Annotated in this window: 10 protein-coding genes; 7 read left to right on the top strand and 3 right to left on the bottom strand. The window is 34.7% G+C overall.

Annotation, left to right across the window (positions count from 1 at the left end):
* The first annotated feature begins 3 nt into the window (after positions 1-3).
* From IPJ23_15310 to IPJ23_15320, 3 genes are all read left to right on the top strand, one after another.
* Entirely contained in the window at positions 4-3,798 is a 3,795-nt protein-coding gene (locus IPJ23_15310; GenBank protein MBK7632044.1) for a hypothetical protein, read from the top strand.
* A 31-nt stretch (positions 3,799-3,829) separates the two neighbouring features.
* Positions 3,830-4,861: a PorV/PorQ family protein gene (locus IPJ23_15315; GenBank protein MBK7632045.1), complete on the top strand. Its 1,032-nt coding sequence runs from the start codon at positions 3,830-3,832 to the stop codon at positions 4,859-4,861.
* A gap of 240 nt (positions 4,862-5,101) precedes the next feature.
* Positions 5,102-7,012, top strand: a complete 1,911-nt coding sequence (locus IPJ23_15320) for a S9 family peptidase (protein MBK7632046.1) — start codon at positions 5,102-5,104, stop codon at positions 7,010-7,012.
* Between the two features lie 70 nt (positions 7,013-7,082).
* Here the strand turns inward: IPJ23_15320 and IPJ23_15325 are convergent, their stop codons facing one another.
* From IPJ23_15325 to IPJ23_15335, 3 genes are all read right to left on the bottom strand, one after another.
* On the bottom strand, positions 7,083-8,351 hold the full coding sequence (locus tag IPJ23_15325; protein MBK7632047.1) for an MFS transporter: 1,269 nt from the start codon (positions 8,349-8,351) through the stop codon (positions 7,083-7,085).
* Between the two features lie 147 nt (positions 8,352-8,498).
* Positions 8,499-8,900 (bottom strand): peptide-methionine (R)-S-oxide reductase MsrB, encoded by a 402-nt coding sequence (gene msrB, locus IPJ23_15330; protein MBK7632048.1) that lies wholly within the window; start codon positions 8,898-8,900, stop codon positions 8,499-8,501.
* A 186-nt stretch (positions 8,901-9,086) separates the two neighbouring features.
* Entirely contained in the window at positions 9,087-10,397 is a 1,311-nt protein-coding gene (locus tag IPJ23_15335) for a hypothetical protein (GenBank protein ID MBK7632049.1), read from the bottom strand.
* A 109-nt stretch (positions 10,398-10,506) separates the two neighbouring features.
* On the opposite strand from IPJ23_15335, the gene IPJ23_15340 reads away from it, so the two are divergent.
* Genes IPJ23_15340 through IPJ23_15355 form a run of 4 tightly spaced genes read left to right on the top strand, consistent with a single transcriptional unit; the run spans position 10,507 to position 16,257 of the window.
* Positions 10,507-11,088: a DUF3365 domain-containing protein gene (locus IPJ23_15340; protein MBK7632050.1), complete on the top strand. Its 582-nt coding sequence runs from the start codon at positions 10,507-10,509 to the stop codon at positions 11,086-11,088.
* Positions 11,089-11,101: 13 nt separating this feature from the next.
* Positions 11,102-12,808: an AMP-binding protein gene (locus tag IPJ23_15345; protein MBK7632051.1), complete on the top strand. Its 1,707-nt coding sequence runs from the start codon at positions 11,102-11,104 to the stop codon at positions 12,806-12,808.
* 30 nt (positions 12,809-12,838) lie between these two features.
* Positions 12,839-15,631, top strand: coding sequence for an insulinase family protein (locus tag IPJ23_15350; GenBank protein ID MBK7632052.1), 2,793 nt, complete (start codon positions 12,839-12,841; stop codon positions 15,629-15,631).
* Positions 15,632-15,675: 44 nt separating this feature from the next.
* A complete protein-coding gene (locus IPJ23_15355) occupies positions 15,676-16,257 on the top strand; it encodes a hypothetical protein (protein ID MBK7632053.1) in 582 nt (193 codons plus the stop codon).
* Positions 16,258-16,268: the final 11 nt, after the last annotated feature.

Consider the following 16,268-nt stretch of genomic DNA (forward strand, 5'->3'; position numbering starts at 1 on the left):
AATATGAGTTATAGAACAATAAAATACATACTTGTCTTTGTGATAAGTATTTTCTTCCTCGTACCCGGTTTAAGGGCAGAGGGGGATAAGAAAGATAAAAACAATAATGTTTTAAATAAGACCAACACATACGTTGCGTTAACAAGTTTAAACATTAACAATATATCAACATACTTTTATAACAATGGTATTTCTGATATATCTGCACAAGGTAACTCAGGATTGGTTTACCCAAAAGGCAGCGGCAAAACTGCTGCGTTTACCTCTGGCCTCCTTTGGGGTGCTAGAGTTGCTGGTGATCCAGACCCAAGAGTTGGCGGAACAGCATACAGAACTGGTTTACAACCAGGCAAGGTATTGCCAGATGGAACTGCAGATGACCCTAACTTAGATAAATATAGAGTCTACAGAGTAAGACGAGATGTTTTTCCTGGGGCAGATCCAAACATCGATCTTTCAACAGAAGCTACATTAGATGGATTGTCACAATCCCAAGTGAGAACTCAATACGAAGAAGATTGGACACAGTGGCCAGCAGATATGGGCGCCCCTTTTAATGATGTTGATGGAAACGGTCTTTATGATCCAACTGTTGATATTCCAGGTGTTAAAGATGCCGATCAAACAATCTGGTACATCACAAATGATTTAAATTCAGGGAAAACTACATTTCTTTACGGAGCAAATCCTTTAGGAATAGAGTGTCAAGTAACAATCTGGGCTTATAATCAAGCCGGAGCTCTTGGCAGTATGTACTTTAGAAAATATAAAGTTATTAACATAACGGATAGAACCGCAAATCCAATCTCATTTGATAATATGTATTTTTCAATGTGGTCAGATGTTGACCTTGGTGATGCAGGCGATGACTATGTAGGCGTCGATACGACTTTAAGTCTACAATACTGTTATAATGCAAGTGCAACAGATGCTACTTATAATCCACTTCCTCCTCCTGCTGTTGGTTTTGACTTTTTTCAAGGGCCGATTCTAGATGGAGTTGCCGGAGAAGATTTAAATAAAAATGGTGTTGATGATGCCTCTGATTATGGTATTTTTAATAATCAGCGCGTAGGTCCTGGTAAAATTAATTTGCCAATGACTGCTGCTTATTATTTTGCAAATGGTGATGCCAATATTGGTGACCCACCACAGAACGATATTGACGGTTCACGTCAGTTTTATAATTTTTTCCAGGGAAAATTTGGTATTTCAGGCGCTCCATTTATTGATCTGAAAACCGGATTACCAACAACATATGCTTTAAACGGCGATCCACAAGCACGTACAGGTTGGTTGGATGGCGTTCAATTACCTGCCGGTGATAGACGTCAGGGAAGTGCTTCTGGTCCATTTACTATGGCTCCTGGCGATACACAAGAAGTTGTAGTTGCTGAAATTGTGGCAGGTGCTATACCTGGTGTTGATAGACTTTCGGCATTAGGCCTTTTAAAATTTTATGATGCACAAGCACAAGTAGCTTATAATAACTTTTTTGACCTTCCTACTGCTCCACCAGCACCAGAAGTAACAGTTACTCCGCTGGATAGAGAAATAATATTAGATTGGTCAAAGAATACAGCTAAAGTTGAAGCTACAGAAACATTTAATAAAAAAGGGCATACCTTCCAGGGGTATAATATTTATCAGTTACCAACAGCTTCATCACAAGTAACAGAAGGTATTAGAATTGCTACTTACGATATTACTGATCAAGTAGGAAAGATTTCTGATCTTGTTTTTGATGTTAAAACAGGTTCTGTTATTAAATACCCTGTTCAGTTCGGAAACGATACAGGTATTAAAAGATTTATATCAATTACGAGTGATCAAGTTGACGGTGGTGTACCACTAGTAAATGGTATTAAATATTATTTTGCCGTTACTGCTTATAGTTATAATCCAGATCTTGAAGCGGTCCCAAATAATTTAGAAAATCCAATTGCGATCCTTACTGTAATTCCTCAAACACCAAATCCAGGTATTACATATGGAGATGGATCAGGAGGCTCAGTTACAATAGCTCATCAAGGAACTGCCGATGGCGGTCCAACAGTTAATATTGTTGACCCTGCCGCAACTACTGGACACAATTACGAAGTATTCTTTACTGAGCGTCAGGAAATTAGAGATCCTAATGGTGACTGGGTTGCAGCATCTGTATCTAGATCACTTGGACCAGATACATTGACCGGCACAACAATTGATATTGCTGCAGTTTTTGGTATTTCGGGTGAAGTAGAACTTCATTGTTTGCTAAATCTAGAATCAGTTGACTTTGACTGGGCTGATGGACTATCGATGACATTTCCTGCAGGTGTAACTATACTTGGGGCCCCATCTTTTCAAGCATTGAATGATGGTGCCGCTAATGCTGGTCTGATTGTTCCTGAAATTGTAGGCAATACAATTAATTTTGGAGATGTTACCGGATCACTAACTGGTAATGGTGCTTTTGAAGGAACAGAAGAGTGGATTGTCTCTATTGAACCCACTACGTTACCATTAGCTATTGACTGGGTTGTATATGATGATGGATACGGCGGAGGCCCGGTTGATGCATCTGGTACTACAACAGTTTCAACTGTTGGCAATCTTACCAGAACAGCCAAATATTGGAACTTAAGAGATGTAACCACAAGTGCAGTTTTACTTGAAAACCAAGGCGTACTTGGTGGATTGGATTTATACCCAAAACGTGATGACTTTACTGCTGCACAATTAAACCCAACAACAAGTGCAGATCCTATTGTTGATGGTTTCCAGATTGGTGTAAGCGTAGGTTATGCAGCTCCAATTAATTTTGGTACCGTATCGTTAAGTCCTGATAATAGCCCTACATCATTATCTTCAAATAGTACCACTACAAACCTTGATTTACAAAATTATACAATATTCGGTGGTACAATTACCAGTTATGCTGCAGATAACTTTGGCTTTGGTACTTATAGTATAGATGAACTTCAGCAGGATTATGAGTTAAGATTTACTGGCGTATGGGATACAACAGTAGTCGGTGGACAAACTCTTATCACAGTTAAAGATGGAACTGGCTCACTAGCCACAATATTCTCAACTGTTTCTGGAGCGGCTGGTTTAGCTACACATCCACTTAATCCTAACCCTGGTACCGCAGCTCCTTTCTTGGTAAGAATACCATTTGAAGTATGGAATAAAGACACTCAGCAGCAGGTTAACTTATCATTTAGAGATCGTATTCAAACTCCAACTGCAGAACCATTCTTTTCTTGGAATCCTAAGAACAGAATGTACGCGGTTATAGATAATTCACCTTATGATGCAGCAGCACCTAAGGTTAATCCTGCAACTGCAACTTGGGTACTAGTATTTTACGGAACAAACTATACTCTTGGTGATGTTGTAACAGTTCAATATGATAATCCAATTCAAATTGGTGTAGATACTTATACATTTAGTACAAAAGGATCTTCATTCTCAACAGAACTAGCTAAGACACAAGTAGAAAAGATTAATGTTTTTCCAAATCCTTACTACGGTGTAAATACAGAAGAACTTAACAAATACAATAAATTTGTTATCTTTAGTCATTTACCAACTAAGGCAACAATTAGAATCTTCAACCTTGCCGGAGTTCATGTAAGAACAATTCAAAAGGATGATGTTGATCAATTCCAGAGATGGGATCTGGCAAATGAGTCGGGTCTACCCGTAGCCAGCGGTTTATATATCGCATATATTGACTTGCCAGAACTTGGTGAGACAAAAATCCTTAAACTAGCAATAATTCAGGAACAACAAATTCTTGATAGATTCTAATGAAATCAAGTTTAAAAGTATAGGAGTAAAAATGAAAAATATATTTAGGTCATTAATAATAGTTCTTGCCCTCCTGCTTACACTTGATGTATATGCCGGAGGTGGTAATAGAACAGGTACAGGAGGAGCCGCTCAGCTACTCATTCCTGTTGGTCCGCGAGGCATAGCCATGGGCGAAGCTAATCTTGCAATAGCAAGTGGAATAGAATCAATATTCTGGAACCCTGCTGGTGTAGCAAATATGAAAAATTCAACTAGTGTTATGTTTTCTCATATGTCTTACATAGCAGATATCGGTGTAGAATATGGTGCAGTTGCAACAAATTTTGAAGGATTTGGAGTTGTTTCACTAAGTCTTAAAAGCCTTTCAATAGGTGAGATTTTAGTTACCACAACAGCAGATCCTGATGGATTAGGTGGAGCGAAATTTTCACCTCAAATGCTAACTGCAGGTTTATCATACTCACGTCAATTAACAGAAAGAATATCTGTTGGTTTAACAGCTAATCTTATTACTGAAACTCTTGGAGATGTAAGTTCTTCTGGTTTGGGTTTTAATATTGGCGTTCTTTATAATACTCTTGCTGATATAAACGGATTAAGCATCGGTATTGCAATGAAAAATGTTGGACCACAAATGCAATATGGTGGTTCTGGTATGTTAGTTCTTTCAGAAGTAGCAAATCAGAGTCGTTCTCCACAATACACTACAATTGAAGCAGCAAAATTTGATTTACCTTCATCATTTGAATTGGGCGTTGGCTATAAAGCAAATTTTGATGAAGATAATGCACTTCAATTAGCAGGAGTATTCTTGAATAATAACTTCTCAGAAGATGAATATAAATTAGGTGCTGAGTATGGTTTTAATAATCAATTTTTTGCAAGATTAGGTTATCAATTTTCACCGAACTTAGAGAGTGATCGATATTTATATGGATTAACTGCTGGAGCTGGTGTTAATGTTAATCTTGACGGCGTAATGTTAAAAGTTGATTATGCTTACCGCGATACTCAATATTTTGATGGAAACCATGTATTTGCACTTTCGCTCGGTTTCTAAAAAATAGCTCATTGTTTTATAATCCGTACCGAGAAAATCGGTACGGATTTTTTTATTTTAAAATAAAGTTTTGTCGCTCAATAATTCATTGGCGGTATTTTGTGTCAGAATGCTTCCGTTATCATTTCTAACAACCGTTTATGTATATATAAGTGCATTCTCAAAGCTATTAACGGATTTTAAGGACTAAATTTTATTGTTATATAATTAATATTTTAAACTAATAAGCTTGGAGAGAAAATGAAAAAACTAACTATTATAGGATTGCTTATGCTTTTTGCTGTTCCCATCTTCGCCCAACAAGACGAAGTACCCCTAATACCCATGAAAGATTTCTTTCGCAATGTTGAAAAGAGAAGTTATCAAATTTCACCTGATGGAGATTATCTTTCTTTCATGCAGCCGGTTAATTCGCGAATGAATGTCTTTGTTCAAAAGATTGGTGAGGATAAAACAACACAAATTACTTTTGCAACTGAACGAGATATTGCCGGTTATTTTTGGAAAGGGAACAATCGAATAATTTATATTCAGGACTCTAAGGGTGATGAAAATTTTAGATTGTTTGGTGTTGATCGGGATGGAAAAAATCAAAAAGATCTTACTCCGTTTGATAAGGTTAGAGCTGGAATTGTGGACGATCTTGTCGATAATCCAAATGAAATGCTAATTCAAATGAATAAAGAAAATCCACAAGTGTTTGATGTTTACAGAATTAATGTAAACACTGGCGAGATGATAGTCGTGGGACAAAATCCCGGCAATATTACAGGCTGGCAAACAGATCATGATGGCAAACTAAGAGTTGCAATCACAACGGATGGAGTTAATTCAACGATTCTTTATCGAGATAATGAAGAGCAGGAGTTTAAACCTTTGCTAACTACAACATTTAAAGAAACTTTTGCACCATTGTTTTTTACTTTTGATAATAAAAACTTATTCGTGTCTTCAAACATCGGGAGAGACAAATCTGCAATAGTAGAATATAATATTGCAAGCAAAAATGAAACAAAGGTTCTTTATTCAAACCCTGATTATGACGTAAATGGATTAAGCTATTCAAGAAAAAGAAAAGTAATTGAGTTTGCAAATTACATTGGCTGGAAACAGGAATTTCATTTCTTTGATAGTGAAACAAAAGAAATTTATAATGATTTAACTTCTAAACTACCTGGAAAAGAACTTGCAATTACCGGTATAAATAGAAACGAAGATAAACTTTTAGTTAGAACTTACAGCGATAAATCACTTGGCGCATATTATTTTTATGATGTTAAATTAAAACAATTAAAAAAACTTACTGATGTTAGCCCATGGTTAAATGAAAATGATCTTGCTGATCAAAAACCAATCACTTACAAAACTAGAGATGGTTTAACAATACACGGTTATTTAACCCTTCCAAAAGGTGTTGATCCAATAAATCTTCCTGTCGTTGTTAATCCGCATGGTGGCCCTTGGGCAAGAGATGCTTGGGGATTTAATCCTGAAGTTCAATTTCTTGCAAACAGAGGTTACGCAGTTCTTCAAATGAACTTCCGTGGCTCAACCGGATATGGAAGAGAATTTTGGGAGAAGAGTTTTAAGCAATGGGGAAAAACTATGCAAGATGATATTTCTGATGGTGTTAAATGGCTGATTGCAGAGGGAATTGCTGATCCAAAGCGTGTCGGTATTTACGGCGGATCTTATGGAGGTTATGCAACGTTAGCAGGTTTAGCTTTCTCACCAGAACTTTACGCTTGTGGTGTTGATTATGTAGGAGTATCAAATCTTTTTACATTCCAGAATTCAATTCCGCCATACTGGGCACCATTTAAAGAAATGTTGTACGAAATGGTTGGTCATCCACAAAAAGATTCTTTGTTGTTAAGAGATGCTTCTCCCGTATTCCATGTGGATCAAATAGTTGCCCCTTTATTAATTGCGCAGGGTGCAAATGATCCAAGAGTAAATAAAGATGAATCGGACCAGATGGTTGAGGCTTTAAAGAAAAACGGAATTGAAGTTCCTTATATGGTAAAAGATAATGAAGGACATGGATTTAGGAACGAAGAAAACAGATTTGATTTTTATGGTGCAATGGAACAATTCTTTTTCAAACACCTTGGTGGTAGAGCTGCTGAGTTGAAGGAAGAAAAGAACTAGCTAAAAGTGTCATCACGAGCGAAGCGAAGTGATCTAACGGATGGCTTCACTTCGTTCGCAATGACTTTTACTATCTCGCCAACTGCCTATCCTTTTTATTATAGTACCACTTGTAAACAATCAAAGCAAAAGCTGATACTATACCGATTGTTGCAAAGTAATACCAGATTGTGTGTGCATTACTATAGTAAGCTAATCTCTCAACATCTGTAATACCTACAGGTAAAGTTTTTGGATCAGGACAATATTTTTCTAACAAGAAACCGGACATAACACCACCCGCAATGTAAGAAACAAATGAATGCAAATGACTGAAACCCAGGTAAACTCCTTCTTCACCTTTTGGTGCTTGTAAAGAAAAATATTCTAAAAATCTTGGTGAGATAAAACATTCTGCTAATCCTTGTAAACTAATTCCAACTATCATCATTATCGTAAACGGATGAAACAGTATTCCAAAGATCGGTGTTTCATTACCAACAATGCTTTGCAGCCACGGACCAAGAGACATTGAGAATGCTGAAAGAGGCATTAGGAATAATCCTACTAACATTGAATTAACCGCCGTACGTTTCTTCATCATTTGAGTAACAATTAGAACGAATACCACAACAATAAATGGATTAACATTTGCGATCCATTCGGGATTTGCTTCTTGGCCAACAATTCTGAGAACAAACTTTGGCATTGTTTGATATAACTGAGCCTGAATTAACCAAAATCCGGAAATAATAAGAGTTAAAGTAATTAATCTTGTATTAGTTAAGATTTTAATTAAGCCATTAAAAATATCTTTAAAAGATTTTCGTTCGGTTTTAAGTTCAAGATTTCTAAAAAGAAAAATTGCAATTATTAATGCTAAAAATGATACTCCCGCAGAAAAGAAATTAATGTACTCTAAACCCACTCCTTTTCTTATCCATGGAACAACAGTTTTCCCGCTGAATGCACCTATGTTAACCATCCAGTAAAATATCGAGAAGGCTCTTGCACGATTTAATTCATCAGAAGTTTTTGCGACTGTTCCGGTAATTAATGGTTTAATGAAAGAAGCGCCGATCATTAAAACGATCAGAAAAAAAATTACTGCTATTTTAGAATGTGTTACTCCAAGAAAAAAATATCCAATTGATAATAATCCAAAAGCAAGAATTAAACCGTTTTTAAAACCAATTCTATCACTAATGGCTCCAGAGAATGGAGGAAGAAAGTAAAGAAATCCGGCAAATAGTCCGGCAATAGTATTACCCCAAACGTCATCAAATCCAACTAAATCAGTTAGGTAAACTGTTAAAAGAATAAAAAATCCATAGTAAGCTGCGCGCTCACATAGCTCCATTAAGTTTGCAAGCCAAAAATCTTTTGGAAATTTCCAGCCGAGCTTTTGTGTGGTTGTATTTTCGCCACTTATCTCTTGATTACTCACAAATTACCTCGATATTTTTTGGATATTTTATTTGTAAGATATGAAAAAAATCGATGAAGGTTACTTTTCTTTTTTGATAAATTTCATTGCACCGGAGTTAATACAATATCGCTTCCCGGTGGGAGGTGGTCCATCATCAAAAATGTGCCCAAGATGTCCGCCGCATTTTGCGCACAGAACTTCTGTTCTTATCATACCAAAACTTTTATCATCTTTGTAAATAATTCTATTATCATCAATTGCTTCAAAATAACTTGGCCAGCCACAACCGGATTCAAACTTTGCATTTGATTCAAAAAGCTCAGTGAGGCAAGCGGCACAAATGTAAGTCCCTATTTCGTGATTGTCCCAATATTTCCCGGTGAAAGCTCTTTCAGTGCCTTTTTCACGAAGAATTCTATATTCTTCAGGTGTAAGTTCTTTTTTCCATTCTTCATCTGTTTTGATGATTTTTCCACTCATTTGCGTTCCTTGTTTTTTTATTGAATCTGATACAAAAATATTCTGGGAGTTATTAACAGTTTTTTTAGTACTAAAAGAAATATTCCAAACTAAAAACCCTGCAATAAAAATAACAGCAAGCAAAATAATTTTAATCATTTTGTTCTCCATTTCAATTATTCAAATCTTTGCAACTATAATGGGTAATTAATCTTTTCTTTTCAATGCACGAATAGATGGAGGTGTTAAGTAGGTGACGGCCGCCATTCTTCCAATAACAAAAGCTATTGTTGCTGCAACTGCACCAACCAATGAAAAGAATTTTATACAAACAGCAACCACAATAATAATTCCTATAAATTCAATCGCGGTTCCATAAGTAATTTGCTTTGTTTCATTTGCTTTTACCAAAACCGCTCTCTGAAAACTTATTAGAACTGTAAACGCAGGAAAGAAGGACATTATCATCAGCGGAAGTCTTGCAAAATCAGTTAATGAATTTGACAAACCAGAAATATCTCTAAACCAGATTTCAGCAAGCGGAGTAAATGCTATTAATATCAAAGCGCCGGCGACAAACATAGCAAGTTTAACTGCAAACTTTTTCAACTGATTAAATCCGCTCATATCATCTCCGATTAAAGCAACAACAACTTCTTGAAATGATAAGCCCAATCCTCTAAAAACAAAAACAAATGAAGTTACAACAGGCATTACTGCAAATGATTCTAAGGGCATTCTGCTTTGCCCAATAAAAAAAGTAACAAATGGTTGTATACCAAGTGTAAGTAAGGATGTAAGTGCGAGCGGATAATAAAATTTTATAATTTCTTTTATTGTTAGTTTGCTTTGTGACTCATTCTCTTGTGATTTTAAAATTATGAGAAATTTTCTAACCATAAGTTTACTCGCAATAGCTTCGCAAATTACTGCTGTAGATAAAGCACTTGCGCCAACTACAACTCCCGGAACATCTGTAAATTTGTATAAGATGAATGCAGTTATTGACATTGAAACTAATCTAATAACTGTTCCGTAGGCAACTAATCGTGTTAAATTGTTACGAATTAAAATTCCCTGATAAAATCTTCTGTATCCAATCGCACCAGGCCAAGGAACTAAAATCATAACGGCAAGATGTGTTAGATATGAAACATTACGCGGCAGACCAATTAAACCTTCAGTAATGAAATAAAAAATTGGGGGTAAAATAAAAACAATCATTGCTGCAGTAAGCGATAGGCTTAATATGTAATTAAATTTCCTTAATTGCTTAAATGATTGATAATCTTTTACAAGTGCTGTTGATGCACTCATCATCATAATTACAGGTGCTTCAATAATTAGTGCGAGTGAAAAAGCAATTCCGTATGCGGCAAGATTGAATTTTGGTTCGGATAACCTTGCAATTAATGCTGAAAGATAAGGCCCTTCAAGAGACATCATTAACCATGTTGCGGCTAATGGAATCCAGAATGCAAAGATTGATTTTTGTGTAAGTGGATGTTTTGTGTTCAAATCATTCAATTAAATATTGTGCTCAAACTTAAATATTATTTAGCTAACGTTAGATATTTATTGTTAAATTAATATTGGGAATTGATATTTTTATTTACAGGAGAGTATTATGAAAAAGATCATTTCACTATCAGTTTTACTTTTCATTTTTTGCATAAGTTGTGCAGAAAAGCCCAAGTCACAACTTACCGAAAATATAAAATCAGGTTTAAGACAAGACGCAAAAGAGTTTATGGGATCTCTAAAAGAAATTCTTGTTAAAGAGATGCAAACTAACGGAGCAGTCGCTGCAGTTTCTGTTTGCTCGGATACAGCACAAATCTTAACTAATAAATACGGTGTAAATAAAGGAATTTATATTAAACGTGTATCTTTTAAGAACAGAAACATAAACAATGTACCAAATAAAATTGAAGCTGAAGCTTTGAAAATATTTGAGGAGCTTAAATTAAAAGGTGAACTGAAAGAATCAACTGAATACTTTAGTACAATTGAAAATGATGGAGTAACAGACGTTATATATTTAAAACCAATATTAGTACAGGCACCTTGTTTAAGTTGCCACGGTGCTGATGATCAAATAGGTACAGAGGTTAAAGGAGTTCTACACAAAAAATATCCCAATGATAAAGCTACGGGTTACCAGTTGGATGACCTTCGCGGTGCTGTCTCGATCCAGAAAACTTTATAAAAGAGAGAATACAATGGTTAAAGAATATCCTCGTTATGTTGTTCCAACTATAACTTCAATTCAAGATATGCTTTTAAGGTCTGCAAAAGTTTATGGAGATAAACTGGCTCTTGAGGATCTTACAAACAATCCTATTTCCAACGTTACATATAAGCAACTTTACGGCTACGTAATTCGATTTGGCAAATCATTGCTTGATATTGGAATTAAAGAAAGAGATCACGTAGCCGTAATAAGCGATAACCGTGTACAATGGTCTCTTACATATTTTACAACAATGTGTTTTAATTTGGTTATTGTCCCCATTGATAAGAATTTAAATCAGAATGAAGTACTAAATATCATACATGAATCAGAGGCTATAGCAATAGTTTTTTCTGATAATTTTGAACCGTTGATAAAAGAGAAAAGAGATTCGCTTTTAAATCTCAAGTATTATATCAATATGGATTCAAAAGAACATATTGATGGAATTCTTTCAATGACCAAAATGATTGAAAAACATTCTGCATCAATTGATCGACTACCATCCATAAATCCCGACGTAATGGCAGAAATTATTTTTACATCCGGTTCACTTGGAAGAGCAAAAGGAGTTATGCTTACTCAAAAGAATATTGCATCAAATCTGATGGCGATGACAAGTATGATAAAAATTACACCCGATGACAGATTTCTTTCCGTACTTCCAATTCATCATAAATATGAATGTACTTGCGGGTTGCTTTGTCCTTTATATGCTGGCGGGTCAGCTCATTATGCTCGATCATTAAAAACGGTTGTTGATGATCTCCAAAAAGTCAAAGCAACAATGCTGCTTGGAGTTCCTCTTCTCTATGATAAAATGTTTAAGAAAATCTATAAAGGGATTCAGGAAGACAAATTAAAATCTAAAATTGTTCCACCGCTGATTTCTCTTACAAATATTTTTCAGACTGTTGGATGGAAAAACTCAAAGAAATTAATATTTAAAGAATTACATCGTAAGTTTGGTGGACATATTAGGCTATTTATTGCGGGCGGTGCTGCACCTGATCCAAAAGTAGCAAAAGGTTTGCGCGAACTAGGTTTCAATTTTGTTCAAGGGTACGGATTAACTGAAACATCACCAATCGTTGCACTAAATCGATTATACAGTTTTAAGGATAACGCTGCGGGCCTGCCATTGCCAGGTTTAGAAATTAAAATTAATGATCCAAATGAAAATGGGATTGGAGAAATCTACATAAAGGGTGAAAGTGTAATGCTTGGCTATTACAAAAATCCAAAACTTACCGATGAAGCTTTTGATGACGGCTGGTTTAAGACCGGAGATATTGGTTACTTTGATTCAGATGGATTCTTGCACATAAACGGAAGACAGAAAAATGTAATTATTTCTAAAAGTGGAGAAAATGTTTTTCCTGAAGAGATCGAAGATATTTTAAACAGAAATCCATTTGTTCAGGAGTGTATGGTTTACGGCGAAGAAGATGAAAAGCATACGGAAATTATTGCAGTGCAAATTGTAACCGATGCTGAGGCGTTTATCGAATACTCAGAAAAAAATAAAGTTAAAATCACTCCGGAATTGGTAAATGAAATAATATCAGAAGCAGTAAAAGAAACCAATAAGAAATTGCCAGTAGTTAAGCAGATAAGAAAATTTTATCTGAGAGATAGTGAATTTGAAAAAACCACAACACAAAAAATTAAAAGGCACCTTGTAAAACAACATTAATAAATATTTATCACATTTTGGGAGGGCAGAATGAAAAGGCTATTAGCATTTTTCAGTTGTATCTTTTTAATCAACATTTCCTTTAACTACGGACAAAATCAAAACTTACCGCAGGATAAAAATGTAATTATTGGAAAGCTTGAAAATGGTATGAAGTATTATATCAAGCAAAACAAAAAACCTGAGAAACGTGCTGAGCTATATCTTTTAGTTAACGCTGGATCTGTTCTGGAAAATGACAATCAATTAGGGTTAGCACATTTTGTTGAACATATGGCTTTTAATGGAACAAAAAATTTCAAGAAGAATGAATTAGTAAACTATCTTGAATCAATTGGGATTAAGTTTGGTCCGGAATTGAATGCTTACACTAGTTTTGATCAAACTGTTTATATGTTAACTGTTCCAACTGATAGCAGTGAAATATTATCGAAAGGGTTTTTGGTTTTAGAAGACTGGGCCCACAATTTAAGTTTTGATCCTACTGAAATTGATAAAGAACGTGGGGTAATAGTTGAAGAGTGGAGATTAGGGCGTGGCGCACAAATGCGCATGCTAGATAAACAACTACCAATTTTATTCAAGGATTCTAGATATGCCGAAAGACTGCCTATTGGTAAAAAAGAAATTATTGAATCTTTTAATCACCAAACATTAATTGACTTTTATAAAGACTGGTATCGACCTGATCTAATGGCAATTGCTGCTGTTGGTGATTTTGATGTTAAAGAAATTGAAGGATACATTAAATCGCATTTTGAAAATATAACTTACCTAGAAAAAATTAGAGAAAGAGAAATCTTTCCTGTTCCCCAACACAATAAAACTTACTTTGCAATAGCTTCAGATAAAGAAGCTATTTATTCAATAATCAACATTTATTTTAAACACAAAGCACAACAAATTAAAACTATTGAAGAATATAGAAATGCAATCACAAACCAATTATTTTATATGATGTTAAATGACAGATTATCCGAACTAACAAACTTGGCTGATCCTCCATTCAATTTTAGTAATTCCGGTGAAAACAGGTTTGTTAAAGGAGTTGATATAAGCGCACTTGCTGCAATGGTAAATGAAGGCGGTATTCTGAGGGGATTTGAAGCTTTATTAACTGAGACTGAAAGAGTAAGGCAGCATGGTTTTACAGCTACAGAATTTGAAAGAACCAAAGCAAATAGATTGAGAATGCTTGAGAAAAGATTGGATGAAAAAGACAAAACTGAATCAAGAGCTATAATGCAGGATTTTGTACAGAATTTTATATATGATAACCCAGTACTTGGGATTGAAAATGTTTACGACCTTAATAAAAAACTGATTCCTCAAATATCTTTAGAGGATGTTAATAAAGTTGCATCAGATCTTATAAAAGAAGAGAATAGAGTTGTAATGGTTACTTTACCTGAAAAAGAAGGAACTATTATTCCAACCGAAGCAGAGTTAAATCAAATAATAGATAATGTATCTAAAAAGAAAATCGAATCTTATGTTGATGCAGTTAAAACGCAACCATTGATTGAAAGCTTACCAAAATTTTCTCCAATTGTAGAAACGAAACTAATTGAAAAATTAGGAGTTACGCAGTGGAGGCTAGCCAATGGTGTAAAAGTTGTTATTAAACCTACAGACTTTAAAAATGATGAGATTCTCTTCACAGCGTTTAGCCCAGGTGGGTCATCTTTAGTTGAAGATGCAGATTTTATGTCAGCTAATTATTCTGCCTCAATTGTTAGTGAATCTGGGTTGGGAAATTTTTCTAAATCGGAGATGGATAAATATCTTAAAGGTAAAATCGTTTCTGTTTATCCATATGTTGGATTTTATGATGAGGGCTTAAATGGTGCCACAAGCCCAAAAGATATTGAGACTTTTTTCCAGCTTATTTATGGATATTTTGTAGAACCTAAAATTGATTCAACAGCTTTTCTTTCATATAAGTCAAAGATAATGGCACAATTAACAAATATGAGTAATGAGCCCGCTGTTGCTTTCAGAGATACCTTAGAAGTTACTCTCACAAATTATCATTTTAGAAATCGCCCTCTTAAAGTTAAAATGCTTGATGAAATTGATTTGCAAAAATCTTTTTCAATTTATAAAAACCGGTTTGCAGATGCAGGTGATTTTACTTTTGTCTTTGTAGGGAATATAGATTTAGCGTCCTTTAAACCGCTTGTTGAAACTTACCTGGGCGGTCTGCCTTCCTTGAATAGGACTGAAAAGCAAATTGATTTAAAGTACACAAATATTAAAGGTGAAATAAAGAAGGAAGTACACAAAGGAATTGAACAAAAAAGTTCTGTGGCAATAGCATACGTTGGTGATGTAAAGTGGAGCAGGAAGAATGAACACACGCTGGAATCACTAATGGATGTTCTTAATATAAAATTAAGAGAAGCAGTTAGAGAAGATAAAGGTGGAACTTATGGAATAGGGATTTATCATCGTATTTATAGAATTCCTGAAAGTCATTATAGTATAAATATTAATTTTGGCTGTTCTCCAGAAAGAGTTGATGAACTTGTTGCAACAGTATATCAAGTACTAGATTCTATAAAAACTTTTGGACCAGATGATGCGGTTATGATCAAAATTAAGGAAATTCAAAAAAGACAAAGAGAATTAAGTCTGAAAAAAAATAGTTTCTGGAAGGGAATAATTTCTAACTATATTCAATACAACGAAAATCCGGTGGAATTACTTAATTATAACAATTGGGTTGATGAAATCACTTCTGAAGATATTAAACAAGCAGCAAGGCAATATTTGAATAAAGATGTAGCTCAAGTTGTACTATATCCTGAAAAAAAAGAGTAATTGGATATTGAGAAATATTTGTAACAATCGGGATTTATAGAATAATGTACACAACAGTCTGTCCTAATTGCGGAGAAAAATCCGCGCACGATTTAAAAGATTGCCCAAGTTGCGGTTTTGCTAAGGCTGAGATCGTAAACAGGGTTGGGATTATGCAAAGTCTAAATGCAACTCTGGTTGATAAACTTAGTTTTTTAGATTATCCGCAGTTATACATTATAATTGTTACAAGGGCTTTTATAATTTTGTTTACGATATTTGTCATTCCCGATTTTATAAATAAAAGCGAATTTTTTTGGATGGCGATTGGAATATTTTCTGTTTATGGCTTGATAAAAGAAGTTGCGCAAACATATTCCCAGTTTATAGTTGTATATAAAGTTGCAAAAATTTTATTGTTCGCATACTTTGGATCAGGGATTGGAAATGTTATCTCACATGCAGGTAGAATGGTTTACTATAGGTTTAGTTACTACTTTAATGTTCAGTTTTTATATGATCAATTGTCGATTGGAAATACTATGATTTTATTGGGAGCCGTTGCTGGCGTTGGCTTTCTGATCATTACAAACAAGTTTACAGATGAGTTTAAGGTTAAAGATATTAATAATGAAGAAAAAATATAATCGACAAATAT

Source organism: Ignavibacteriales bacterium, from assembly GCA_016709765.1.
Classification (GTDB): Bacteria; Bacteroidota; Ignavibacteria; order Ignavibacteriales; family Ignavibacteriaceae; genus IGN3.